This is a genomic window from Kitasatospora sp. NPDC089509 (assembly GCF_044749365.1).
In the GTDB taxonomy this organism is placed as follows: domain Bacteria; phylum Actinomycetota; class Actinomycetes; order Streptomycetales; family Streptomycetaceae; genus Kitasatospora.
Genome location: NZ_JBIVHS010000006.1, coordinates 18,568 through 40,955, shown reverse-complemented (window position 1 = coordinate 40,955; position 22,388 = coordinate 18,568). Strand labels below are relative to the sequence as shown.

22 protein-coding genes are annotated in these 22,388 nt (G+C 72.9%); 9 read left to right on the top strand and 13 right to left on the bottom strand.

Translation table 11 applies throughout. The features are described 5' to 3' along the window. Positions 1–39: 39 nt before the first annotated feature. Positions 40–738, top strand: a complete 699-nt coding sequence (locus ACIP4P_RS14660) for a TetR/AcrR family transcriptional regulator C-terminal domain-containing protein (RefSeq protein WP_400917876.1) — start codon at positions 40–42, stop codon at positions 736–738. Positions 739–743: 5 nt separating this feature from the next. Continuing rightward, positions 744–1,256, top strand: coding sequence for an isochorismatase family protein (locus tag ACIP4P_RS14655; protein WP_350512174.1), 513 nt, complete (start codon positions 744–746; stop codon positions 1,254–1,256). A 29-nt stretch (positions 1,257–1,285) separates the two neighbouring features. Here ACIP4P_RS14655 and murQ read toward each other — a convergent pair whose 3' ends face one another. The 7 genes from murQ to ACIP4P_RS14620 form a co-directional block, all read right to left on the bottom strand. After that, positions 1,286–2,233 (bottom strand): N-acetylmuramic acid 6-phosphate etherase, encoded by a 948-nt coding sequence (murQ, locus tag ACIP4P_RS14650; protein ID WP_400917874.1) that lies wholly within the window; start codon positions 2,231–2,233, stop codon positions 1,286–1,288. Between the two features lie 92 nt (positions 2,234–2,325). Beyond that, positions 2,326–3,006 carry a DUF6445 family protein gene (locus tag ACIP4P_RS14645; RefSeq protein WP_350512172.1) on the bottom strand — a complete coding sequence of 227 codons (681 nt, stop codon included), beginning with the start codon at positions 3,004–3,006 and terminating at the stop codon, positions 2,326–2,328. Positions 3,007–3,163: 157 nt separating this feature from the next. Further along, entirely contained in the window at positions 3,164–4,177 is a 1,014-nt protein-coding gene (locus ACIP4P_RS14640) for an ABC transporter permease (RefSeq protein WP_400917872.1), read from the bottom strand. Then, entirely contained in the window at positions 4,174–5,142 is a 969-nt protein-coding gene (locus tag ACIP4P_RS14635) for an ATP-binding cassette domain-containing protein (RefSeq protein WP_400917870.1), read from the bottom strand. Before ACIP4P_RS14635 ends, ACIP4P_RS14640 begins: the two co-directional genes overlap by 4 nt. Positions 5,143–5,301: 159 nt before the next feature. Further along, entirely contained in the window at positions 5,302–5,709 is a 408-nt protein-coding gene (locus ACIP4P_RS14630) for a GntR family transcriptional regulator (RefSeq protein ID WP_350512169.1), read from the bottom strand. A 96-nt stretch (positions 5,710–5,805) separates the two neighbouring features. After that, the gene (locus ACIP4P_RS14625) at positions 5,806–7,416 is read right to left on the bottom strand and encodes a DUF2079 domain-containing protein (protein ID WP_400917867.1); all 1,611 of its coding nucleotides are present in this window, start codon (positions 7,414–7,416) and stop codon (positions 5,806–5,808) included. A 198-nt stretch (positions 7,417–7,614) separates the two neighbouring features. Further along, on the bottom strand, positions 7,615–9,054 hold the full coding sequence (locus ACIP4P_RS14620; RefSeq protein ID WP_400917865.1) for an MFS transporter: 1,440 nt from the start codon (positions 9,052–9,054) through the stop codon (positions 7,615–7,617). Between the two features lie 211 nt (positions 9,055–9,265). Between ACIP4P_RS14620 and ACIP4P_RS14615 the strand changes: the two genes are divergently transcribed. Next, positions 9,266–10,120, top strand: coding sequence for an ArsR/SmtB family transcription factor (locus tag ACIP4P_RS14615; RefSeq protein WP_400917863.1), 855 nt, complete (start codon positions 9,266–9,268; stop codon positions 10,118–10,120). Between the two features lie 72 nt (positions 10,121–10,192). On the opposite strand, the gene ACIP4P_RS14610 is transcribed toward ACIP4P_RS14615, so the two are convergent. Further along, positions 10,193–10,780 carry a TetR/AcrR family transcriptional regulator gene (locus tag ACIP4P_RS14610; protein ID WP_400917861.1) on the bottom strand — a complete coding sequence of 196 codons (588 nt, stop codon included), beginning with the start codon at positions 10,778–10,780 and terminating at the stop codon, positions 10,193–10,195. Positions 10,781–10,974: 194 nt separating this feature from the next. Between ACIP4P_RS14610 and ACIP4P_RS14605 the strand changes: the two genes are divergently transcribed. The 3 genes from ACIP4P_RS14605 (at position 10,975) to ACIP4P_RS14595 (ending at position 13,584) form a co-directional block, all read left to right on the top strand. Then, on the top strand, positions 10,975–12,357 hold the full coding sequence (locus ACIP4P_RS14605) for an FAD-dependent oxidoreductase (RefSeq protein WP_400917860.1): 1,383 nt from the start codon (positions 10,975–10,977) through the stop codon (positions 12,355–12,357). A gap of 177 nt (positions 12,358–12,534) precedes the next feature. Next, the gene (locus tag ACIP4P_RS14600) at positions 12,535–12,993 is read left to right on the top strand and encodes a nitroreductase family deazaflavin-dependent oxidoreductase (RefSeq protein WP_400917858.1); all 459 of its coding nucleotides are present in this window, start codon (positions 12,535–12,537) and stop codon (positions 12,991–12,993) included. Positions 12,994–13,167: 174 nt separating this feature from the next. Beyond that, positions 13,168–13,584 carry a hypothetical protein gene (locus ACIP4P_RS14595; RefSeq protein ID WP_400918860.1) on the top strand — a complete coding sequence of 139 codons (417 nt, stop codon included), beginning with the start codon at positions 13,168–13,170 and terminating at the stop codon, positions 13,582–13,584. A 232-nt stretch (positions 13,585–13,816) separates the two neighbouring features. Here the strand turns inward: ACIP4P_RS14595 and ACIP4P_RS14590 are convergent, their stop codons facing one another. Beyond that, positions 13,817–14,482 carry a TetR/AcrR family transcriptional regulator gene (locus ACIP4P_RS14590; RefSeq protein WP_400917856.1) on the bottom strand — a complete coding sequence of 222 codons (666 nt, stop codon included), beginning with the start codon at positions 14,480–14,482 and terminating at the stop codon, positions 13,817–13,819. 126 nt (positions 14,483–14,608) lie between these two features. Between ACIP4P_RS14590 and ACIP4P_RS14585 the strand changes: the two genes are divergently transcribed. Together ACIP4P_RS14585 and mca are read left to right on the top strand one after the other, a co-directional pair. Next, positions 14,609–16,069 carry an MDR family MFS transporter gene (locus ACIP4P_RS14585; protein WP_400917854.1) on the top strand — a complete coding sequence of 487 codons (1,461 nt, stop codon included), beginning with the start codon at positions 14,609–14,611 and terminating at the stop codon, positions 16,067–16,069. A 56-nt stretch (positions 16,070–16,125) separates the two neighbouring features. Continuing rightward, positions 16,126–17,097: a mycothiol conjugate amidase Mca gene (mca, locus tag ACIP4P_RS14580; RefSeq protein ID WP_400918853.1), complete on the top strand. Its 972-nt coding sequence runs from the start codon at positions 16,126–16,128 to the stop codon at positions 17,095–17,097. Between the two features lie 83 nt (positions 17,098–17,180). Here the strand turns inward: mca and ACIP4P_RS14575 are convergent, their stop codons facing one another. The 4 genes from ACIP4P_RS14575 to ACIP4P_RS14560 all read right to left on the bottom strand — a co-directional run bounded on the left by ACIP4P_RS14575 (position 17,181) and on the right by ACIP4P_RS14560 (position 20,548). After that, entirely contained in the window at positions 17,181–18,179 is a 999-nt protein-coding gene (locus tag ACIP4P_RS14575) for a YdcF family protein (protein WP_400917852.1), read from the bottom strand. An 86-nt stretch (positions 18,180–18,265) separates the two neighbouring features. Next, entirely contained in the window at positions 18,266–19,228 is a 963-nt protein-coding gene (gene pip / locus ACIP4P_RS14570) for a prolyl aminopeptidase (RefSeq protein WP_400917850.1), read from the bottom strand. Positions 19,229–19,349: 121 nt separating this feature from the next. Then, positions 19,350–19,700, bottom strand: coding sequence for a hypothetical protein (locus ACIP4P_RS14565; RefSeq protein ID WP_400917848.1), 351 nt, complete (start codon positions 19,698–19,700; stop codon positions 19,350–19,352). 170 nt (positions 19,701–19,870) lie between these two features. Further along, on the bottom strand, positions 19,871–20,548 hold the full coding sequence (locus ACIP4P_RS14560) for a TetR/AcrR family transcriptional regulator C-terminal domain-containing protein (RefSeq protein ID WP_400917847.1): 678 nt from the start codon (positions 20,546–20,548) through the stop codon (positions 19,871–19,873). 250 nt (positions 20,549–20,798) lie between these two features. Here ACIP4P_RS14560 and ACIP4P_RS14555 point away from each other — a divergent pair, with 250 nt between their 5' ends. Further along, positions 20,799–22,367: an MFS transporter gene (locus ACIP4P_RS14555; RefSeq protein ID WP_400917845.1), complete on the top strand. Its 1,569-nt coding sequence runs from the start codon at positions 20,799–20,801 to the stop codon at positions 22,365–22,367. Positions 22,368–22,388 lie beyond the last annotated feature (21 nt).

The window sequence follows — 22,388 nt, the reverse complement described above, 5'->3', positions numbered from 1 at the left end:
AAGGTGGGTCCGCAAGTGGATTACCGGGAGGCCGATCCGATGGCGTTGCAACGTGACGAGGTGGTGCGCACCGCGCTGCGCGTGCTCAACGAGGAGGGCATCGACGGGCTCAGCACCCGGCGGCTCGCCCGCGAGCTCGGCGTGCAGTCGCCGGCGCTCTACTGGCACTTCAAGAACAAGCGCGAACTGCTCGACCTGATGGCCGAGGCGATGCTCGCCGAAGCCCTCCCGCCCGACCGCGAACCGGACCCGGAGCACTGGCCGGACTGGATCGCCGCCGACGCCCGGGCCAAGCGGAGCGCCCTGCTCGCCTACCGCGACGGCGCCCGGGTGCACGCCGGAACCCTGCCCACCGAGGACGAACTCCCGGCCGTCGAAGCGCAGTTGAGCGCACTGTGCCGGTCCGGGCTGAGCCCGCGCACCGCGCTGCGGCTGCTGCTGACCGTCGACCGGTACATCATGGGCTGGGTCACCGAGGAGCAGGCCTGGCAGCAGGACGCCGCGGAACGGGCCCGGCCACCCTTCCCGGACGAGGCGCTGCGCGGGCTGCCGCTGCTGAGCGAGGCGGTCGACGTGCTGCGGATGACCGACCACGACGCCGACTTCGAGTACGGGCTGCGGGTGCTGATCGAGGGGTTCCGGGTGGAGATCGCGCGGGAGGCGGCGGACGGGGCCGGCAGTGCTGACGGTGCAGACGGTGCTCAGGGTTCGGGTGTGACGGGGGATGGGCTAGCGTGAGCGCCATGACCACCCTTGAACCCGGCAGTACCGCGCTGGTCCTGATCGACCTGATGGACCGGATCGTCGCCAACCAGCTCGCGCCGCACACCGGCCCGGAGGTGGTCGCGGCCTCGCTGCGCCTGGCCGAGGAGTTCCGCGCGGCCGGCGCCCCCGTGGTGGCGGTGCGGGTCGAGCGGCCGGGCGTCGCCGAACAGCCGCCCGGCAGCGAACTGTCGGCCGAGGTCGAGGCGGTGGCCGACGAGGTCGTGGTGAAGCGCACCATCGGCGCCTTCCAGGGCACCGGACTGCACGAACTGCTCCAGGCCCGGGGCGTGCGCACGCTGGTGTTCACCGGGATCGCCACCAACCTCGGCGTCGAGTCCAGCGCCCGCGCGGCCGCCGACCACGGCTACCGACTGGTGTTCGTCGAGGACGCGATGACCGGGCTGACGGAGGCGGAGCACCGGGCCTCGGTGGAACTGAACTTCCCGCGGCTGGGCGAGGTCGTGACGGCGGCGGACCTGCAGCTCGGGTAACCGCTGGTGGCGCGCGGGCGGTCGCGGGGCTAGGCGGGCGGCGGGCCCTGGTGGCGGGTGCGGTCCAGGGCGTCGCGCAGGCGTCCGTGCGAAGCCTGGAGGAGGTGGGCGGCGGTGGGTGCGTCCACGTCGGCGAGCAGCAGCAGGATCGCGTCCTTGGTGCGGCCGTCGGTGGCGCCGAGGGCGCGGCCGACGGCGTCCCGGTCGGCGCCGGTGGCCTCGGCGACGATCCGGCGGGCACGCTCGCGGAGCTTGGTGTTGGTGGCCCGCAGATCGACCATCAGGTTTCCGTACGTCCGTCCGAGGCGGACCATCACGGCCGTGGACAGCAGGTTGAGCACCAGCTTCTGCGCGGTGCCCGCCTTGAGCCGGGTGGACCCGGCCAACACCTCCGGGCCGACCTCCACCTCGATGCCCAGCTCCGCTGCCGCGACCAGCGCCGAGCCCCGGTTGCACGCCAGTCCGACGGTCAGTGCCCCGGCCGTCCGGGCGGCGCGGATCGCGGCCAGCGGATACGGGGTGCGGCCGGACGCGGACACGCCCACCAGGGTGTCGGCCGGGGTCAGCCCGAGCGCCGCGACATCGGACTCGGCCAGGTCGGTGCGGTCCTCAGCGCCCTCGACGGCCGCCGTCACGGCCGTCCGGCCGCCCGCGATCAGGCCCACGACCAGCGCCGGATCGGTGCCGAAGGTCGGCGGGCACTCGGCGGCGTCCAGCACCCCGAGCCGTCCGGCGGTGCCCGCCCCGGCGTAGACCAGCCGACCGCCGCGGGCCATCCGGGCGGCCACGGCGTCGACCACGGCGGCGATCCGCGGCAACTCCCCGGCGACGGCGGCGGGGACGGTGCGGTCCTCGGCGTTCATCAGGCGGAGCAGGTCGAGGGTGGGCAGCCGGTCGATCCCGGCCCAGTCGGGGCGGACCGTCTCGGTGGGGGGTACGGCGTCGGGGGTCGGGCCGGGGGCTGGGTCGGAGGTCATGCGGCGAGCGTCCCCGGGCGGGGGCGGTTCGAACCCCCCCGGTCGTGCCGTCCGGGCGTCCGGGTGTTCAGCTGGTCGGGCCGTCCCGTTCGTCAGGCCATCCAGAAGAACACGGCCGTCATCCGGCGGTCCGCCAGTTCGGCGCCGTAGTAGTCGGTCGCGCTGTGGATGAGGTTGGCGTGGTAGAGGAGCAGTTGGTTGTAGCGGTTGGGGACGCGGACGTCCTCGGTGAAGTGGTCGGCGGGGACGTGGCGGGTGCCGAGTGCCTCGACCAGGTTGTTGTGCGGGGCGTTGACCAGGTTGCCGCCGAGCCGCCCGCCGGGGAACTGCTGGCGGTAGAAGCTGGTGCCGGCGTCCTTGGGGGCGCCCGGGCTGAGGTAGAGCACGGCGGCGTAGCGGCAGAGCGCGCGGGAGTCGGTGTGCGGACGGGACTCCGACTCCCCGGCGCCGACGACCTGGACGCAGTTGTGGTTGAGCGTGCCTCCGCCCGGGGTGCTCTGCACCCAGAGCCGGGAGGCGCCGGTGGCCTTGCGGACCTGGGCCTCGACCCGCGCCAGCTCGTCCGGTTCCAGGCCCGGCATGGTCCGAAGGCCGGGCCAGGTCTCGGGTCGGTGCGGGTAGCCCTCGGTCCAGTCGCCGCGGGTCAGGACGCGTTCGCGGACGGCGTCCGGGTCGGGTAGGACGTTGTCCAGGACCCAGTAGTCCCGGCCGCGGGTGGGCTTGCGGTAGGGCAGGACCGGCAGTGCGGTGGGCCTGATGGGCTGTGAGGGCATGGGCCGACCATAGGTGTGCCGGGAGTCAACTATCTGCCGTGAACAGGTCAACCTTTCGCCAAGTGCCGCGCGGCCGAGGGAGGTCCGTCGCCCTGCCCTCGCCCGGCCGTCGCCCCGCCCTGGCGACGGCCGATCTCGCTGCCGGCGGGGCGGGGGTTCAGCGGCGGATGAGGCGGAAGACCGCGAGGAGGGCGGCGGCGGTGAGCGCCAACAGGATCCCGGACTCGACGAGTTGGATCGGGACGAGATGGCCGGCGGGGTGGTAGCTCAGCCAGGTGTTGACGGCCCCGTCGCAGGAGTGCGGGTCGAAGCACGACTCGGTGCTGATGCGCCTGCCGTCGGGGAACACCGTCTTGACGTCGACCAGCCACGCGTTGTTGGGCTGCAGGGCCCCCAGTGGAACCACCGCGTCGACGGTGGAGTGGAAGGACGGACGGGCCCAGCGCATCAGGCCGTGGGTGATCGCGACCAGTGCGGCGGTGAGGAACATCGCGGGCAGGGTGCGGCGCACCACCTGGCCGACCAGGACGCCCAGGGCCAGGGCGAACAGGGACCAGACGATCGGGGCCAGTCCGAGCGCCGGGTAGGTGAAGAACTGGAACGGCGGGTCGAACGAGGCCGGGCCCTTGATGAGGTCGTTCCACCACACCCAGGTCATCAGCGAGGCGAGCACCCCGGTCAGGGCCAGTACGGCGAGACCCGGCACCGCGAGGCGGGCGGCCAGCCAGCGCACGGGGCTGACGGACTGGGCGCGGATCAGTCGGATCGTGCCGCGCTCGTGCTCCTGGGCCAGCAGTGGCGCGCCGATGAACACGCCGATGAGCAACGGGACGGCGGTGACGGCGGGTTGGAGCACCGAGCCGAACCAGAAGTACGGTTCGTTGATCGGCGCGAGGACCGTCCAGCACGCGTCGCTGTTCGAGGTGTAGCAGCCCGTTCGCCGCAGCACGCCCACGATGTGCTGGCTGGCGACGTGGATCCAGAGGAGATTGGCCGCGGTCAGGACCGTAAGAGCCACCAACAGCCAGAGCAGCAGGCAATTCTGACGGAGCGACAGCCAGAGCAGGCCGCGGAGCCGGGGGGTCGCGGAGCGCTCCCGGGCGGCCGGGGCGGCCGGGGCGGCGGTGGCGGGAGCCTGCCTCGCGGGGTCGGTCAGGGCGTCGGTGCTCATGCTGCCTTCTCGTCGTTCGCCGGGGTGCCGGCTTCCGGGCGGGAGTCGGTTCCGCGGGAGGCGGTCGGGTGAGGGCCGGTCCCGTGGGAGGCGACCGCGGGGGAGGCGGCCGGTGAGCGGAGGTAGCCGAGCAACAGCTCGTCCAGGCTGGGCCGTTCGCTCTCCCAGGGCCCGTCCAGCGGCTCCGCGGTGCGCACCAGGGCGCTCGCCCGGCGCCCGCCGATCCGCTGCTCGATCACCACCTCGGGCGGGAGCTCGGCACTCCCGGCGGGCCCGGAGAGCAGCTGGTGTCCGTCCAGGATCTCGTCCAGGTCGCCGGACAGCCGGATCCGTCCGCCCTGGACGAGTAGCAGGTGGTCGATGACGCCGTCCAGCTCGGGGAGGATGTGCGAGGACACCACGATGGTCGTGCCGCGTTCGGCGACGGTCGACATCAGGGTGCCCATCAGCTGGTGCCGGGCGAGCGGGTCGAGGTCGGCCATCGGCTCGTCGAGCAGTAGCAGTTCGGGGAGCTTGCCGACGGCCAGCGCCAGCGACACCCGGGTCCGCTGGCCCCCGGAGAGCGAGCCGATCCGTGCCCGGGGCCGCAACTCGCCCTGGTCGACGACCTGCTGGGCCGCCTCCTGGTCCCAGACCGGATTGAGCTCGCGGCCCAGCCGCAGGGTCTCGGCGACGGTGAGGCCCGGGTAGAGCGGCTTGTCCTGGGCCACGTGGGCGACCCGGGCGCGCTGGTCCGGGGTGCCGGCCGGTTCGCCGAAAACCCGCAACTCGCCCTCGGAGGCTTCGAGTTGGCGGGTGGCGAGGGAGAGCAGGGTGCTCTTGCCGGCCCCGTTGGGGCCCACCACGCCGCAGATCCGCCCGGCCGGCACGGTGAAGTCGCAGTCCCGCAGGGCCCAGCCGCCCCGGTACTGCCTGCCGAGTCCGACGGCCTCCAGCGCCGGAGCCACGGTTGTCGGGTCGTTCACCCGGTCCCCCCACTGTTCTCGGTTCGGTGCTGCCGAGGTGGCCCCCGGCGGTGGTGCGTGGTTCGGTTGGATGTGCGGTGCCGTGCCGAGGTGCTCCTCGGCGGTGGTGCGTGGCCCGGTTGGACCTGCGGTGCCGTGCCGAGGTGGCCCCGGCACCGCTCAGTTCGGCGTGGCCGGGGAAACCCCGCTGTCGAAGCGCTGCTCCAGCACGGAGGTCATCAGCGCGGCGATGTCCTCGCGCTCCAACCCGGCTTCCCGGGCCCGGTCCACCCAGCCGACCAGGTCCGCCCGTAGGGGCCCGTCGGCGGCCGCCTCCGGTCGGGCGAGCGAGCGCCGGACGAAGGTGCCGAGCCCCGGGCGGGGCTCGACCAGTCCCTCGCGTTCGAGTTCGCGGTAGGCCTTCAGCACGGTGTTGGGGTTGATCGCGGTCAGTTCGACCACCTCGCGGGCGGTCGGCAGCTTGTCCCCCGGCTGCAGCATGCCGAGCCGCAGCGCCTGTTTGGTCTGCTGCACGATCTGCTGGTACGTGGAGACGCCGCTGCGCCGATCGATGCGGTACTCGATCACACCCGTTGCGGCCTTTCACTAGTTCAATAGTGGAATGGTGTCCCACTGCGACGCGTTGGTCAAGCGGGACCCGGGGGTGGGGGCGGTCGCGTTCGGTCAGGGCCGTTTGAGCAGGAGCAGGTCGTCCCGGTCGACCAGCAGGCGGTAGCCGTGGCTGCGGTAGGCCGTCACCATGCGGGTGGTGGCGGCGGTGGCGCACGGGGACTGCACGCTCGGATCGCGCAGGTCGACGGCCACCCACTCCGGTCCGGGGCCGACCGGGTCCTGGCACACCAGGGTGACCTCCGCCCGACCGGTGAGCTGGGCGGCCAGGTGGTTGGAGGCCGCCACGGTCGCGTCGTCCGGTATCAGGCGGAGCATCGCCCGGGTCTCGGTGAGCCGGGGCGAGGTGCTCCAGGCCTCGGGCATCACCACCTCGTGCAGCGGATAGAGCGGCAACGTCACGACCGTCACCAGGGCGGTCACGGCGAGTGCGCGCCGGACCGGGCGGGTGGTGGGGAGGTGCGAGGTGTCGGCGGCGTCGTGAGCGGTCGTCGGGAGTTGGACGTGGTGTGCGGTCGTGCGCTGGACGCGGCGGACGGCGTCGATCAGGGCGGCGAACACGATCGGCATCAGGACCGCGCTGTAGTGGTAACTGACGCCCCAGTAGTGCGGATTGGCCGAGATCAACCGCCAGGCCAGGGTGGGCGCGCAGAGCAGGACGAGCGGTGAGCGCAGGCCGAGGAAGCCGGTGGTGGCGGCGAGCAGGAACAGCAGCAGCCACTTGATCGGCGGCCATCCGAGCCGCAGGGGCGCGGTCCGGAGCGTGCTCCAGGACGTGGCGTGGCCGCCGCCGTCCAGCTGCTGCCAGTAGTCGAAGCCGCCGTGCGGGTTGAAGGCCGGCAGCGCGACGAGCACGGTGAGCGCGGTCGCGGCGAGGCCGAGGGCCGCGAGGGCGAGTCCGGGCAGCGGGGTGCGCCGGTCCTCGCGGGCTTGCCAGGCGATCAGCAGGCCGACGGCGGCCACCGTCAACCCCAGGTCCTCCTTGACCAGCAGCAGTGGCAGCGACCAGAGGGCGGCGGTCAGCGGTCGGCGCCGACCGAGCGCGGTGGCGGTGAAGGCGAGCAGCGGGACGGCGAACGCGATCTCGTGGAAGTCGTCGGCCGCGGCCCGGACGATTCCCCAGGATGCCCCGGTGGCGCAGCCGACGAGCAGCGCCACTCGCGGTCCGGCGACCTCGTGGGCCCAGCGGGTGAGCGGGACGACGGCCAGTGCCATCAGCAGGGCCTGCGCCACGATCAGGGTCAGCGGGCTGGGGAAGGCCCGGTAGACGGGGGCGAGGGTGGCGATCAGCGGGTGGAAGTGGTCGCCGAGCAGGTTGTAGCCGGGGCCCTTGAGCGGCACGATCGGCGCCCGGCCGTGGGCGTACGCCCGGATTGCCTGCTCGAAGATGCCCAGGTCGTAGGCCTTGGTGAGGCCGCGTCGGTGCCGGTTGACGGCGACACAGGTGTAGAGCGCGGCGAAGCCGGCCGCGAGGCCCCAGGCCAGGACGGCGGGGTGCCGGGGGAGCGGGACGGTGCGGGGGTGGCGGAGGGCGTGCAGGAGGCGGGTGGTGCGGGGGAAGCGGACGGCGCGGGGGAAACGGGCCGGTTGCAGTAGGCGGGGGGTCGGTTCCGGGAGGGGGTGGGCCGGGGTGAGCGGAGGGATGGGGGTGAGGGGCGCTGGCATGGGCAAAGTACCCTTTCACTATTCGAATAGTGGAAGGGTGGTGGAAGCGCGAGGGAGCGTCAAGCCCGGTCCGGCGGCGCCGTCCGGGCCTTTGACGTGCTCGTTTTCGGGTGCTGTGGAGGGGAGTCGGCGGGCTCGGGGAGGTCGGATGGGCGCTGACCGTGTGGGCGGGGGCGGGGGCGGGGTGGGTCCGGTTCGTCAGGCGGGTCGGCCGTCAGCCGGTGCGGCCGGTGCGGTCGGCCGGAAGGTGTACGCCCACAGGGCTGCCGCGGCGGCGGAGGCGACGGCGATCAGCCACAGCACGGCGTGCAGCCCCCGGGAGAAGGGCTGGACGGCGGTGACCAGCGTGCCGAAGGCGGCGACGCCGACCGCCGATCCGGACTGCCGGGCGGTGTTGAGCGCGGCCGCGGCGATGCCCGCGCGGGCTCTGGCGACGGTGCCTAGAGCCGGTGCGGTCGCCGCCGGGGAGATGAATCCGCCCGCCAGTCCGATCACCACCATGGGTGCGAGCACCGTCCAGTACGGGGAGGATCCGGAGGCGCCCAGCAGCCCCAACGCCCCTACCGCGTAAGCACCGAAGGCCACGCACATCGACCGGCGCGGACCGAGCAGCCGTGCCGTCCGGGCGGAGCCGAAACCGCCGACGGCGACGCTCGCGGTCAGCGGCAGCAGGGCCAGTCCGGCCCGGACCGGCGGATAGCCGCGCACCTGCTGGAAGTAGAGGCCGCAGACGAACAGCAGGCCGTAGAAGACCAGCGCCGAGGTCGCGGAGACCACGGTGGAGGCCGCGAAGACCCGGTCGCGGAACAGCGACAGTGGGAGCATCGGGTGCGGACTGCGCCGTTCGGCGAGGAGGAAGGCCGTCGCGGCCACGCCGGACAGCGCGAGGGCCGCCCACACCAGCGGTGCGTTCCAGCCGCGGCCCTGGATGAGCACCGTGATCGGTAGGCCGAGTGCGAGGATCGCGGTCAACTGGCCGGTCAGGTCGAGGCGTTGCGGTGCCGGGAGGGTGGGAGGGTGGGTGGCCCGTTCTCCTGTGGCCCGTTTTCCCGTGGCCCGTCTCCCTGCGATCGGCTTCCCTGTGGTCGGCTTTCCTGTGGCCCGCTGCTCGGTGACCCGCCGCGCCAGCCACACCCCGGCGAGTCCGACCGGCAGGTTGACGAAGAAGGCGGCGCGCCAGCCGAGCCAGGAGATCAGGCCGCCGCCGATCACCGGCCCCGCGGCCATCGCGACGCCGCCCAGCGACATCCAGATCCCGATCGCCCGGGCCCGCGACTCCGGCTCCGGGTGCGCCTGGTCGATCAGGGTGAGGGCGGCCGGGACAAGGAGGGCCGCACCGAGGCCCTGCACGGCACGCCCGGTGGTCAGCAGCGGGAGGCCGGTCGCCAGCCCGCAGCCGGCGGAGGCCGCGGTGAACAGCGACAGTCCCGCCAGGTAGGCCCGGCGGGCGCCCCAGCGGTCCGCGAGGGTGCCGCCGGTCAGCAGCAGCGCGGCGAACGCGAGCGTGTAGGCGTTCACCACCCACTGCAGCCCGTCGACACCGATGCCGAGGCTGCCGGAGATGCCGCGCAGGGCGACGTTCACGATCGAGGCGTCCAGCAGGACGATGACGTAACTGACCCCGGTCGCCGCCAGCACCCGTCGGTGCAGCCGGGGGCGGGGGGTCGGACGGGGCGTCGGGTCAGGTGTTGGGCCGGGTGTCGGGACGGTTGTTGGGTCGGGTGTAGGGACGGTTGTCGGGCCGGGGAACGGAGGTTGCGGTACGGCGAGGGCCTTCTCCTTCATGCCCCGAGGATGGTGGCGATCCGCTTCCACGCCGGTGGAAGCGTTCCCGGTCCACAATGGCCGGATGACCCCACCCGAGCGCACCGGCGAACCGGACATCGCCCGTGTGGCGGGCCTGTTCGCCAACGGCACCCGAGCCCGCATACTGATGGCGCTCGCCGGCGGCCGCAGCCTGCCCGCGGGTGAGCTGGCCGAGCACGCGGGCGTCACGCCCCAGGCCGCCAGCGCCCAGTTGAACCGGCTCGTCCGGGCCGGGCTGATCACCGTCCGGCCGTCGGGGCGCAACCGGTACTACGAGCTCACCGACCGCCGGATCGCCGAGCTGATGGAGGGTCTGGCCGCACTCGCCCCGCCCCAGGCGGCGCCGCGGACGCTGCGTGCCGGCAACCGCAACGAGGCGCTGCGCCGGGGGCGGGTCTGTTTCGACCACACCGCGGGGCGGCTCGGGGTGGCGCTCACGGAGGGCCTGTTGAGCAGGGGGGCGCTGGTTCCGGCGGATGGGGTGGGGCTCGGGGCCGGGGTCCGGCCGGTGGTCGGCGCCGATCCTGCTGCCGGTGGTGCTGCTGACGCCGAGCACCCGTATCGGCTCGGGCCGGCGGCGATACCGGTGCTGACCGGCCTGGGTGTGCCGGAGAGCCGCCTCGTGGACGACCAGCGGCGCCCGCTGCTGCGTTTCTGCCTGGACTGGACCGAGCAGCGGCACCACCTGGCCGGGCGACTCGGCGCGGAGTTGCTCGACGCCTTCACCACGGCCGGATGGATCGCCCGGGCGCCGCGCAGCCGCGCGCTGCGGCTGACGCCGGTGGGGGAGGAGGCGCTGGCCGGCCGACTGGGGATGGGCGCGGGCGGTGCCGGTGGTGCGGGCGGTGCGGGCACGGGTGGTGCGGGCGCGGGCGGTGCGGGGGTCGGCGCCGGGTGACGGGTGGCTTCTCGGCGCGGGCCGAGTGGGTTGTCGGGTGGGTGGCCGTGTGGGTGGCCGCGCGCGGTCGGGTCAGTCCGTAGGAGTGCTGCGCGACCAGCCGCTGTCGAGCAGGTCGAAGATCCGGGCGAGGGCGGCCTCGGGGTCCCGGTCCGCGCGGACGAGGGTGGTGGCTTCGAGGGCGAAGTGGGCCAGCGCCCGGCAGCCGGGGTCGTCGGACGGCAGCCCGGCGTCCTCCGCGATCGTCGTGGCCAGGGCGTTCTCGTGGCGCAGCCACATGCGGCGGGCGTATTCGCGCAGTGCCGGGGTGGTGTCGACCAGGCGGAGGAAGTCGGGGAACCGGGGGTCCGTGCGGACCCGGCGGGAGCGGTCGTCCAGCAGCAGCCGGTGCAGGGCCTGTGGGACCGACAGGTCGGTCGGGCGCTCGCGGACCGCCGCGACCAGGGCCGCTTCGCGGTCGAGGTCCTGGTCGAAGACCAGTGCCTCCTTGCCGTCGGGGAAGTGCTTGAACAGCGTCGTCACGGAGACGTCGGCCGCGTCGGCGATCTCGCGCACGCCGACGTCGTCGTAGCCGCGTTCCAGGAACAGGCGCAGTGCCGCGTCCGCCAGGGACTGGCGGGTGGCTGCCTTCTTGCGCTCGCGGCGCCCGGTTTCGGTCACCCGGTCACTCTACCCGCTTTCATGGAGCGGATTAGAAAGTTGAGCTGTTACGCTTTTTTAGCGATTGCACTTTGGTGGGCGTGCCTAGCTCTGCCCTGCCCTGCGCTTGAGCTTGCGCTGTCACGCCCTGTCCGCAATCACTACGGGTGCGAGTTGCCGCACCCGTCGTCCGAGCACCGGAGGAGACGGTCCCCATGACCACCAGCACGCCCCGGATCTGCATAGTCGGCGCCGGTCCGGCCGGCCTGACCTGCGCCCGCGTCCTGCAACTCCAAGGCATCGAGGTCGCCGTGTACGACGCCGACGCCGCCGTGGACTCCCGCGATCCCGGCGGGACGCTCGACCTGCACGCCGACTCGGGCCAGATCGCCCTGGCCGACGCCGAGTTGACGGACGCCTTCCTGGCGGAGGCCCGGCCGGAGGGGCAGGCCAAGACGCGCTGCGACCACCAGGGCACGGTCCTCGCCCGGTTCGTCCCGGCCCCCGGTGACACCGCCGCGCCCGAGATCGACCGCGGTCGGCTGCGCCGCATGCTCTACGACAGCCTGCGTCCCGGCACGGTCCGTTGGGGTCACGAACTCGTCCGGGCGACCCCGCTCGGCGGCGGCGCCCACCGGCTGGAGTTCGCGGACGGCAGCCGTGCGGAGCGCGGCAGTGGCGCGGAGTGCGGCAGCGACGTGCAGCACGGCAGCAGTGTGGAGGCGGACCTGGTCATCGGCGCCGACGGGGCGTGGTCGAAGGTCCGCCCCCTGATCACCGACGCGGCCCCGCGGTACCTCGGGGTCAGCTACCTGGACGCCCGGTTCGACGAGGTCGACACCCGCCACCCCGAGCTGGCCCGGATCGTCGGCGACGGCCACCTGTTCGCCAACGACAACGACGGCCGCGCGGTGATCCTCCAGCGCAACGCCGGTGGTGTGATCCGCGGCTACCTCTCCTTCCGCGCCCCGCGGAACTGGCACCTTGAAGCGGGCGTCGACCTCACCGACCGGGAGGGCGTCCGCTCCCACCTGGTCGAGGAGTTCGCCCACTGGTCCCCGCCGCTGCGTGGGCTGATCACCCGCAACGACGGCGACTACGTGCCGCGCTCCTTCTGGGCCCTGCCCGCCCCGCTCGACTGGGCGCACGTTCCCGGCATCACGTTGATCGGCGATGCGGCTCACTTGATGGCGCCCTTCGGCGGGCACGGTACCAACCTCGCGATGCTCGACGGGGCGGAACTCGCCCTGGCCGTGGCCGAGTCGGTGGCCGGGGGCGGAACGCCGGCCACGTCCGGTTGCGGCTCTTCTCCGAGTTCCGATTCCTCTCCCGGCCACGGCCACGGCCACGGCTTCGGCTCCGGCCACGGCTCCACGCTCGACGAGGCGGTCGCGCGCTACGAGTCGGAGATGTTCGCCCGCTCCGCGGGACTGGCGGTGAGTTCGAACGAGGCGCTCGTGCGCTTCTTCGCCACCACGTCCCCCGACGCGCCTCACCTGCCGCCGGACCACGCCCAGGAGCACCACGACTACCTCGCCAGGGCCGCCGCCCGCCGACGTGAGCGCTCCCTCCGGACGGGAGGGCGCACCGAGGCCTGACCTGCGGAGACGCAAAGACGCTGCGCTGCCGGGGCCTTGCCGTCACACTGGAGAACGTCCACTCGGAGTCGTCCACGTGAGGTCGTCGGCGGAGCGGGAACGACGCCGTCCCCGTTGTGTGACGCTTCGTGCTGGACCGTCCCGACCCGGTCCGTGCACGACGATGGGGTGATCGCGATGCCGCTTGAGGGTGAGTACGAGCCGAGCCCGGCACAGTGGGTGCGCGAACAGGTCGAGCTGTACGAGAGTTCTGGTGGCACGCAGGGCACAACGCTCTGGGACACGGGGCTGCCGGTCGTCATCGTCACGATGCGTGGTGCCAAGAGCGGTGGGGTTCGCAAGACTCCGCTGATGCGTGTGGAGCACGAGGGGCGGTACGCGGCTGTGGCATCGAAGGGTGGCTTCCCGCGCCACCCGGACTGGTACTTCAACCTCAAGGCCGATCCGCGGGTGGAACTCCAGGACGGCCCCGAGCGCCGCGGCATGATCGCCCGTGAACTCGCCGGGGACGAGCGGGCCCTGTGGTGGCAGCGCGCGGTCGCCGCGTACCCGCCGTACGCCGAGTACCAGGAGAAGGCCCACCGGGTGATCCCCGTCTTCGTCCTCGAACCCGGGCATCCGGCCGGGGCGGCGTAGGCCGGGGCGGGACCGGACCAAATCCCTTGAGGTGGAGGACTGTTACCTGATGGTGACGTTCTGTGCACAATCAATGGCGCGGAGTGGGGCATCCCGATAGGTGACAGTGCCCGTCCGGCACCGACCGTGTCCTCGGGCCGAACGACCGCCTCCCCTGAAAGGGGTGCACCCGTGATCGTCTCCAAGCGGAACTGCCTGCGCCTGGCCGCCGTCGCCACCCTCGGTGCGCTGCTCCTCGGAGCGGCCGGCCCCGCCCTGGCGGCCGCCGACACCGCCACCCCGGCGGCCCCGGTCGCCGTCACCGCGTCCGCCTCCGTCGCCGCCTCGATCACCGCCCGGCCGTCGGTCGGCTCCGTCCAGGCCTGGCAGTTGTTCCGCGTCACCGGTGCCACCACCGGCCTCAAGGCCGGGAGCACCGTGACCTTGGAGCAGAAGCAGCACGGCTCGTGGGTCGCCCTGCCGGCCGCCACGCAGACGACCCGCAACGGCTCCTACTCGCTGGGCGTGAAGCTCGGCATCAAGGGTGTGAACGAACTCCGCATCGTCAGTGGTGCCACCGCCTCCCCGGTGTTCACCGTGACCGTGCGCTGACCCGCGCCCGGCCCTCGCCGTGGGCGGCTTCGCTGCCCGTGGCGAGGTTGTCCGGGGTGAGGGCGTCCGATGGCCCGTCGTGCGCAAGGAAGTTGCGCGTGGCGGGCCGTCGTCGTCCGTAGGTGCGTCGTACGTCGTCCGGCGGGGCGTGGATCCACGGGTCTGGTTGGTCCTCTCCCTTCTCGTGGTTCGGCGGCGTCGCGGTCGATGCCTGGGTGGGTCCGGGAGGGGCCTATTCCTCGCGGACGGCGTAGGAGCCCAGGGCACCCTCCAATCGGTCGAAGGCCCGGAGGGCGGAGGGGCGCACCGCGGCGGCGATGGCGCCGTGCTCCTCCCCGGCCAGGACGCGGCGGAAGACCTCGGCGGCCACGGCCCGGTCGACGGCGGCGAGCAGGGCGGCGGCGACCCTGCTCTCGAAGTCGACGCCCTCGCCGGCATCGGCGGGCGGCGTGTGCACGGACTCGGCCAGGGCCTCGGCCAGTGCGGCCTCGCTCTGCTCGTGCAGTTCGCGGAACCGGGCGCCGAGGGCGGGGCTCTCGGCGATGGTGCCGGCGAAGTCCGGGCCGGAGAAGCCCAGTCGGGGATCGTGGCGGTCCAGCCCGGCCAGGCAGTCGCGGCGCAGGGCGGCGAGGGCGGACTCGCCGGGGGTGCGCTCGGCGACGGTGCGGGCGAGCCGGACGACGAGTTCCTCGTGCAGGTCGAAGAAGAGGTCCTCCTTGCGCGGGAAGTGGTTGGTGACGGTCATCTTGGAGACCCCGGCGGCGGCCGCGACCTCGGCGATGGTCGTGCGGTCGAAGCCGCGCTCGATGAAGAGCCTGGTCGCGGCGTGCGAGATCGCCTCGCGGGTGCGGCGCTTGTTGAGCTCGCGGAGGTTCGGAGTGGCCCCGGTGTCGGTCATGGGGCGAGCCTAGCGCAGTTCGCTGGGTCGGGTACAGAAATTATGCTTGACCAAATCAGTGGGTCCGTCATAAGTTCCTGCCGAGCGGTCGGAGCGGCCGTCGGAGGACCGAGCCGGGGAGGGCACATGACCATGTCGGTCACCACGAAGGGCAGGGCGGGGAGCGGTCCGGGGAGGGTCCGGCCCGCGGGGCCGGAGCCGTTGCCGCCGGGCCTGTTGAAGATGGGCGCGGTGCTCGCGCTGGGCCCGATCCTGGCCCTGCTGGACACCACGATCGTCAACGTCGGCATCGACTCCGTCGCCCGCGATCTGCACAGCTCGATGGCGGCGGTGCAGTGGGTTGCCACGGGGTACCTGCTGGCGATATCGCTGACCATGCCGCTCTCGGGCTGGGCCGCCGGCCGGTTCGGGGCCCGGCGGGCCTGGCTCGCGTCCGTGGTCCTGTTCGTGCTCGGATCCGCGCTGTGCGGGCTGGCCTGGTCGACGGGCAGCCTGATCGTCTTCCGGGTGCTGCAGGGCCTCGGCGGCGGCATGATCCAGCCGCTCGGGCAGACGATCATGGTGCGGGCGGCCGGGCCGTCCCGGGTCGGCCGGGTGATGGGAGCCCTGCTGCTCCCGATCAGCCTGGCCCCGGTGCTGGGTCCGATCCTCGGCGGACTGGTGCTGGAGCAGCTGGACTGGCGCTGGATGTTCCTGCTGAACGTGCCGGTCGGGCTGCTGACGCTCCTGCTGGCGGCCCGGTGGCTCCCCGCCGAGGGCCGTTCCGAACTCCCGCGGCCCGGACTGGACGTGACGGGCCTGGCACTGCTGTCACCCGGATTGACCGCGCTGGTCTACGGGTTGTCCGTGATCGGCGAGGGCGGTCCGGCGGGCCCGCCGGCCGCCACGGCGGGGGCGGTGCTGCTGGCGGCCTACGGATGGCACGCACTCCGGGTGGGGCGCGGCGGGGTCCGGGCGCCGCTGATCGACCTGCGGCTGTTCGCCCGGCGGGGCTTCGCGGTGGCGACGGCGAACAGCTTCCTCCAGGGGGCCGTGCTGTACAGCTCGATGTTCCTGGTGCCGCTCTACTACCAGCAGGTGGAGCACACCGGAGCGGTGGCGGCCGGGCTGCTGCTGGCGCCCCAGGCGCTCGGTACGGCGGTCACCTCGTTGCTGTCCGGCCGAATAGCCGACCGCTTCGCGCCGCGACCGCTGATCCTGCTCGGCATCGGGTGCTCGCTGCTCGGCACCCTCGCCTTCACCCGGCTGGGCCACGGCTCAGGTCCGGCGGACTGGCTGGTCGTCGGCTCGCTGGCGCTGCGCGGGGTGGGCATGGGGATCATCGTGATCCCCGGCATGGCGGCGGTGTACGGGAGTGTCGAGAAGGCTCAGGTGCCGGCGGCCGCGAGTGCGGTCAACGTGCTCAACCGGCTCGGCGGGGCGCTCGGTACGGCGGTACTGACCCTGGTGCTCCAACAGGCGCAGGCGGGGCACCCGGGCCGTCCCGCCGCGGCCTTCGCCACCACCTTCTGGTGGGTGCTGGCCCTGTCGGCACTCTCGATCGCACCGGCCCTGCTCTACCCGGGCAAGGCCGGCAGGGCCCGCTGACCGGCGCCCGGCCGCCCATCAGTTCCCTTTCCACAATCCAGACCTTGGAGGTCCTCATGTTCACCAAGCACCCCGGCGGCCTGCGTCTGCTGACCGTGCACGCCCACCCCGACGACGAATCCAGCAAGGGGGCGGCCACCCTCGCCCGGTACGCGGCGGAGGGCGTGGACGTCCTGGTCGTGACCTGTACCGGCGGCGAGCGCGGGTCGGTGCTCAACCCGGAGCTGGACCGGCCCGAGATCCGCGCGGACCTCGCCCGGGTCCGGAGCGCGGAGATGGCGGCCGCGCGGGAGATCCTCGGCGTACGGCAGGAGTTCCTCGGCTTCGTCGACTCCGGGATGCCGGGCCCGGACGAACCGCTGCCGGAGGGCTGCTTCGCCGTCCAGCCGGTGGAGGTCGCGGCGGCGCCGCTGGTCGCGCTGATCCGGGAGTTCCGCCCACACGTCGTGATCACCTACGACGAGACCGGCGGGTACCCGCACCCGGACCACGTGATGACCCACAGAGTCACCGTCGAGGCCTTCGAGGCCGCGGCCGACCCCGGGCGCCACCCGGAGAGCGGCGAGCCCTGGCAGGCGGCGAAGCTCTACTACCACCTGGCGCTCTCCCGCGCCTGGTTCCAGACGCTGCACGACGCTATGACGGAACGAGGGATCCCCTCGGAGATGGGCGGACTGCTCGCCGAGTGGCCCGACACCCCGCCGGCCCTCGCGACCACCACCCGGATCGAGTGCGCCGAGCAGTTCGCCGTACGGGACGCCGCGATGCTGGCACACGCCACCCAGGTCCAGCCCGGCGTCGCGTTCATGGCCCACCCGCGGTCCGTCGAGCGGGAGGTCTGGCCGACGGAGGAGTACCACTTGGCGCGCACCTTCGTGCCGAGCCCGGGCGGTGCGGCCGGGGTCGACGCGGCCGGAATCGATGCAGCCGGTGGCGCGGGTGCGGTCGAGACCGACCTGTTCGCAGGGCTGCGGACCGGTGGCGGCCTGAGCCAGTCGTCGTTCGATCAGGGCAGGTTGATCTCATGACGAATCATCGGCTCGCTCCGGCCGCCCGGTTGCCCGAGGGGCCGCCCCACCGCTGCTACGGCGAGCGGTGTTCGGGGGTGCTCTCAGAGCGCTGCGAGCACCCCGCAGAGCGCAAGAAGGCCGCAGATCCCGAAGTTGATCAGCTTGTGCGAGAGGAAGACCGCCGCGAACTCGCGGATGGTCGCGCTCGGCCAGTAGTAGCGGGCGGTGGGCGAGCCGAAGACGTGCCCGTTGACGCCGGTCTTGCGGGCGGTCAGTGCCGCCCGGAAGGCGTGGAAGTTGTTGGTCACCACGACGCAGCGGTAGTCCGGCTTGGCCTGCTCCATGATGGCCCGGCTGAACAGAAGGTTCTCCTCGGTGGTGCGCGAGCGGTCCTCGCGTACGAGGTGCTCGTCCGGGAAGCCGCGTTCGACCAGGTAGTCGGCCATGGCGTGGGACTCCGGCAGCTTCTCGTCCGGCCCCTGGCCGCCCGAGGTGATCAGTACCGGCGGGTTGCCGCGCGCGGCCTGCGCCTCGTACACCTCGCGGCCCCGGTTGAGTCGGCTGGCCAGCAGGGGCGGGACGCGCTCGCCGTCGATCAGCCCGGATCCGAGGACGACCACGAAGTCCACGTCCCGGCGCGGCCGGTGGCGGCCGTACAGGAAGGCGTAGCCGACGAAGCAGACGAACAGGAAGGAGATGTAGCCGACCACCAGGACGGCGGTGCCCGCGAGGATGCCGAGCTTCGGTGAGCGGGTGACGATGGCGGCGAAGAGCAGCGCGATGACGGCGATGATGCCCAGTCCGGCGAGCAGGGACAGCAGGTTGGCCGGTCGCCGGCCCTCCTTGCGGATCATGGTCACGCCGTTGGAGAGCAGGAACCAGACCAGGGCCACCGTGCCGACGGTCGGCAGCAGGATGATCGCCGCCGCCGCGAGTTCCACCACCAGGGTGGGCGCCTTGCGGAGTTCGGCGAGCAGGGCGAGTGAGAGGAGGGAGACGGCGATGCCGAGCAGGACGGCATTGCTGAACTGGCGGCGGTCGCGTAGTACCCCGATTCCGAACAGGAGGAAGAACAGGGCTGCTGGGGCATAGGCGAGCATGGTTCGTATCGTAGGGGGAGCAGATGGGTGGATCATCCGTGCGAACGGTCGCGGCGCCCCGGGGCCGTACGGTCGCGTACGGTTCCTCAGGCGAAGCGTTCGACGGCGGCGCGCACGGCCTCGGCCATCTTCGGGCTGCCGGTGTGGCCGGCCTCGTCGATGACCGTCAGCCGTGCGTCCGGCCAGGCCTTGGCCAGCTGCCAGGCGGTGTCCAGCGGGCTGCCGAGGTCGAGTCGTCCGTGGATCAGCTCACCCGGGATCCCGGCCAGTCGTCCGGCGTCGCGCAGCAGTTGGTCGTCCGCCAGGAACGCCCGGTGCGAGAAGTAGTGCGCGGTGATCCGGGTGAAGGCCATCAGGGCTTCGGAGGGGCGGTCGGAGTAGGCGTTCGGCTTGCCGAGCACCTCGTGCGAGATGACCGCGTCCTCCCACGCGGACCAGGCCTGGGCGGCGGCCCGACGGACGTCCTCCTCGGGGCTGTTGAGCTGTCGGCTGTAGGCGGCGAGCAGCGCGGAGACGTCACCGTCCCGGTCGGCGACGGGCAGGAAGTCGCGGAACTCCTCCCAGGGGCCGGGAAGGAAGCGTCCGACGCCCTGGTAGAGCCACTCGGTCTCCTCCGGGCGGGTCATCGTCACCCCGCAGATCACGATCCCGGAGACCCGCTCCGGGTGGGCCTGGGCGTAGGCCAGGATCAGCGTGGATCCCCAGGAGCCGCCGTACATGAGCCACTTGTCGATGCCCAGGTGCTCGCGCAGCCGCTCCAGGTCGGCGACCAGGTGCGCGGTGGTGTTGTGCTCCAGCCTGGTCGCCGGGTCGGCGGCGTGCGGCAGGCTGCGCCCGCAGCCGCGCTGGTCGTACTGGACGACGCGGAACCGCTGCGGGTCGAAGTGCTGTCGGCTGCCCGGGCCGTGGCCCGAACCGGGCCCGCCGTGCACCGTCACGGTGGGCTTGCCCGTCGGACTGCCGGAGCAGTTCCAGTACATCCGCTGTCCGTCGCCGACGTCCAACAGGCCCTGCGCGTAGGGCTCGTCGTGGCGGTACGGCTCGGGCATGGTGAACTCCTCCGTGGGCGTGCGGCCGGGGCGCCGGGCGAGCCTACCGGTCGCGGAGCCCGTCGGCCGCCCGATTGCGGGCGGCCTCCGGTGCCACGGGACGTCAGTGATCGGCCGGTGCTCAGCCGAGGGCGACGTCGATGGAGGCGTATCCGACGCAGAGGATCAGCCAGAAGCCGAGCAGGCCCGTGATGCCGGCCGTGATCCGCCCGAAGCGGCTGCGCTCCTCCTTCGGCCGACGCCGGTGGCGGATGCCGTGGAGGAGTCCGAGCAGGCCCACCGCGGCCAGCGCGTAGGCGGCCGCCGGACTGGCCGCGTACAGCGCCTGGGCGAGGACGAAGCTCACCACCAGCGACCCGGTGGTGAGGACCACGAGGACGGCACCGCCGACGAGTTCGAGGAGCAGCTCGCCGACACAGCCCAGCGTTCGTCGGGTGAGGCCGACCAGCAGTCCGGTCTGACCGCCGGGCACGGGTGTCGGGTCCCCGGGCTGGTGTCCGACCGGCTCCTGTTCCGGGCCCGGTGCGGTTTCCCGCACCGTCTCCGGCCCCGTCCGGTCCTCGGCCATGCCCCACCACCCCTTTGCCTGCTCTTTGCCTTGCCGGTGGGTATCGTAGCCGACCGCCGCGGGGCTTCCGCAGGTCAGCGCCGGTCCGGCGACAGCAGGGTGGCGAGTCCGTCGAGGACGCGTTGGACGCAGAACTCGAAGCGGGCGTCCATGTCCGGCCCGGTGAGGTGGTCGGCCAGGTCCGCGAGGTTGGGGTACTGCGCCGTGGGCAGGTTGCGGAAGAGGTCACCGGCGGCGTCGGCGATGTCCCGGCGGCTGGTGCCGAGCACCTCGGCGGCCGAGATCGGGGACTGCTCCTGGAGTACGAAGCCCTGGACGAAGGCGCCCAGCAGGTAGCTGGCCATCGCCGTGTCGGCGTCCGAGAACCCGGCCGAGCGGAGCCGGTCGAGCTGGGTCTCCATCAGGTTGAGCAGGCAGGGGCCGGGTGCGAGCCGGCCGGCCACGACCTTGGCGGCGTCGCGGTTGTCGAGCAGCAGTCGGCGGTAGCGGGCGCAGTACTCGTACAGCTCGGCCCGCCAGTCCTCCTGGCGCGGCGGGGGTTCGACCGTGCCGAGGATCGCGTCGCTGAGCAGATCGAGCAGTTCCTGCTTGTTGCGGACGTGCCAGTACAGCGAGGCGGCCTTGACGCCGACCTCGGCGGCGACCTTGCGCATCGACAGTCCGTCCAGGCCCTCCCGCTCCAGCACCCGCAGCGCGGCCCGGGTGAGGGCTTCGCGGGTGAGTGCGGGGGTCGCGTCGTCGTTCTCCGGCATGGCTGTGCGGACGCCTCCAGTGGTCGGGCGGGTGGTGGACCGGGTGTGGGCGGTGGATCGGGTGGTGGGCAACGGTGCGGCGGTCAACGGTGTGGCGGTCAAGGGTACGGCGGGTCAACAGTGCCACGACCGCCCGGCCGGTGGTCCCGCAGGTCGGGGATAACGAGTTGCGCTCTAACGGTGTTAGGGGCAGTCTGTGCGTGTCACATCGAGCCCTAACGCTGTTAGGGAGAGGATCGGGAGGGGTCTCATGGGGGAGCCGGGCACGCGCCGCAGAAAGCAACTGGCGCTGCTGACGCTCTGCGTGGCGATGTTCATGGCCATGCTGGACAACGTCGTCGTCAACGTCGCCCTGCCCCGGATCGGGCAGGACCTGGACGCCGGGGTCAGCGGCCTCCAGTGGGTGGCCGAGGGCTACAGCCTGGTGTACGCCGCACTCGTGCTCACCGGCGGCGCCCTCGGCGACCGCCACGGCCGCACCCGGATGTTCGTCCTGGGTCTGGGCCTGTTCACGGTCGGCTCCGCGGTCGCCGCGCTCGCCGGGACGATCGAGGTGCTGGTCGGCGGCCGGACGGTGCAGGGGGTGGGGGCCGCGCTGCTCACCCCGGGCAGCCTGACCCTGCTGAGCCACGTCTTCACCGAGGAGCGCGAGCGCGCCAGGGCCATCGGCCTGTGGTCCGGGGTGTCCGCGCTCGGCCTGTCGATCGGCCCGGTGATCGGCGGTCCGATGGTCGAACACCTCGGTTGGTCCAGCGTGTTCTGGATCAATGTGCCGATCGGTGTGGCCGGAGTGGTGCTCGCGGCCAAGGTCCTCCCCGGGATCCCGCCGCGCGCCCGACGGATCGACGTCGGGGGATTCGTCCTTTCCGCGGCCGGCCTCGGTCTGCTGGTCTACGCCCTGATCGAGGGCCCGACGCGCGGTTGGAGCGACCCCGTGGTGGTCGGCTGCGGCGCCGCGGCCCTGGTCCTGCTGGTCGTCTTCCTGGTGCTCGAACTGCGGCTGGCCGAGCCGATGCTGGAGCTGCGGCTGTTCCGGGACGGCGCGCTGAGCGCCGGGCTGCTGAGCGGGTTCATGGTCAGCTTCGGGATGTTCGGGGCGATGTTCTTCCTGCCCCTGCTGATGCAGGGCGTGCTCGGCTGGTCCCCGTCCGGTGCGGCCTACGCCGGGCTGCCGATGACCGCGATGCTGGTGGTCGCGGGGCCTCTGTCCGGCCGCCTCGCCGCCCGGTACGGCCCCCGGCTGCCGATGGTGACCGGACTCGTGCTCTGCGCGGTCGGTCTCGGCGGGCTGTCGCTGTACGGCGACCACGCCCACTACCCCGAGTACCTCTGGACGCTGTTCACGCTGGGATTCGGAATGGGGCTGACCTTCACCCCGGTCTCGATCGCGGTGCTGCAGCGGGTCGCCCCGGCACAGACCGGGATGGCCTCGGCGACCATCAACACCCTGCGCGAACTCGGCGGGGTGCTCGGGATCGCCGTGCTCGGCGCCCTCCTGACCAACCGGATGACGGACCGGCTGACCGCCGCCCTGCACGGGCTCGGCGTCCCGGCGGAGGCGGTCGGCTCGATCGGGGGCGCGCCCACCGGTGCGGCGCACGGCGGCGGCGGTGCGACCGGAACGCTGCCCGCACCGGTCCAGCACGCGGTGGACGGCGCCTTCGTCGACGGCATCCACCTCGCGCTGCGCTGCGGCTCGGCCGTGCTCGCCGTGACCGCCGTCCTGGTCGCCGTGCTGCTCGGCCGAGCCCGCCCGCTCACCCCGGCCGCCCCGGGCGAACCGCGGCCGGCGGACCTGGCCGAGGCCCGTTCCGCCTGAGGCACGTCGGGCCGGCGCCGG

What these genes read in the sequence shown, in the direction of transcription:
- ACIP4P_RS14660 (WP_400917876.1), top strand. Translation starts at nt 40, where the DNA reads ATGGCGTTGCAACGTGACGAGGTGGTGCGCACCGCGCTGCGCGTGCTC.
- ACIP4P_RS14655 (WP_350512174.1), top strand. Translation starts at nt 744, where the DNA reads ATGACCACCCTTGAACCCGGCAGTACCGCGCTGGTCCTGATCGACCTG.
- murQ (WP_400917874.1), bottom strand. Translation starts at nt 2,233, where the DNA reads ATGACCTCCGACCCAGCCCCCGGCCCGACCCCCGACGCCGTACCCCCC.
- ACIP4P_RS14645 (WP_350512172.1), bottom strand. Translation starts at nt 3,006, where the DNA reads ATGCCCTCACAGCCCATCAGGCCCACCGCACTGCCGGTCCTGCCCTAC.
- ACIP4P_RS14640 (WP_400917872.1), bottom strand. Translation starts at nt 4,177, where the DNA reads ATGAGCACCGACGCCCTGACCGACCCCGCGAGGCAGGCTCCCGCCACC.
- ACIP4P_RS14625 (WP_400917867.1), bottom strand. Translation starts at nt 7,416, where the DNA reads ATGCCAGCGCCCCTCACCCCCATCCCTCCGCTCACCCCGGCCCACCCC.
- ACIP4P_RS14615 (WP_400917863.1), top strand. Translation starts at nt 9,266, where the DNA reads ATGACCCCACCCGAGCGCACCGGCGAACCGGACATCGCCCGTGTGGCG.
- ACIP4P_RS14605 (WP_400917860.1), top strand. Translation starts at nt 10,975, where the DNA reads ATGACCACCAGCACGCCCCGGATCTGCATAGTCGGCGCCGGTCCGGCC.
- ACIP4P_RS14600 (WP_400917858.1), top strand. Translation starts at nt 12,535, where the DNA reads ATGCCGCTTGAGGGTGAGTACGAGCCGAGCCCGGCACAGTGGGTGCGC.
- ACIP4P_RS14590 (WP_400917856.1), bottom strand. Translation starts at nt 14,482, where the DNA reads ATGACCGACACCGGGGCCACTCCGAACCTCCGCGAGCTCAACAAGCGC.
- ACIP4P_RS14585 (WP_400917854.1), top strand. Translation starts at nt 14,609, where the DNA reads ATGACCATGTCGGTCACCACGAAGGGCAGGGCGGGGAGCGGTCCGGGG.
- mca (WP_400918853.1), top strand. Translation starts at nt 16,126, where the DNA reads ATGTTCACCAAGCACCCCGGCGGCCTGCGTCTGCTGACCGTGCACGCC.
- ACIP4P_RS14575 (WP_400917852.1), bottom strand. Translation starts at nt 18,179, where the DNA reads ATGCTCGCCTATGCCCCAGCAGCCCTGTTCTTCCTCCTGTTCGGAATC.
- pip (WP_400917850.1), bottom strand. Translation starts at nt 19,228, where the DNA reads ATGCCCGAGCCGTACCGCCACGACGAGCCCTACGCGCAGGGCCTGTTG.
- ACIP4P_RS14560 (WP_400917847.1), bottom strand. Translation starts at nt 20,548, where the DNA reads ATGCCGGAGAACGACGACGCGACCCCCGCACTCACCCGCGAAGCCCTC.
- ACIP4P_RS14555 (WP_400917845.1), top strand. Translation starts at nt 20,799, where the DNA reads ATGGGGGAGCCGGGCACGCGCCGCAGAAAGCAACTGGCGCTGCTGACG.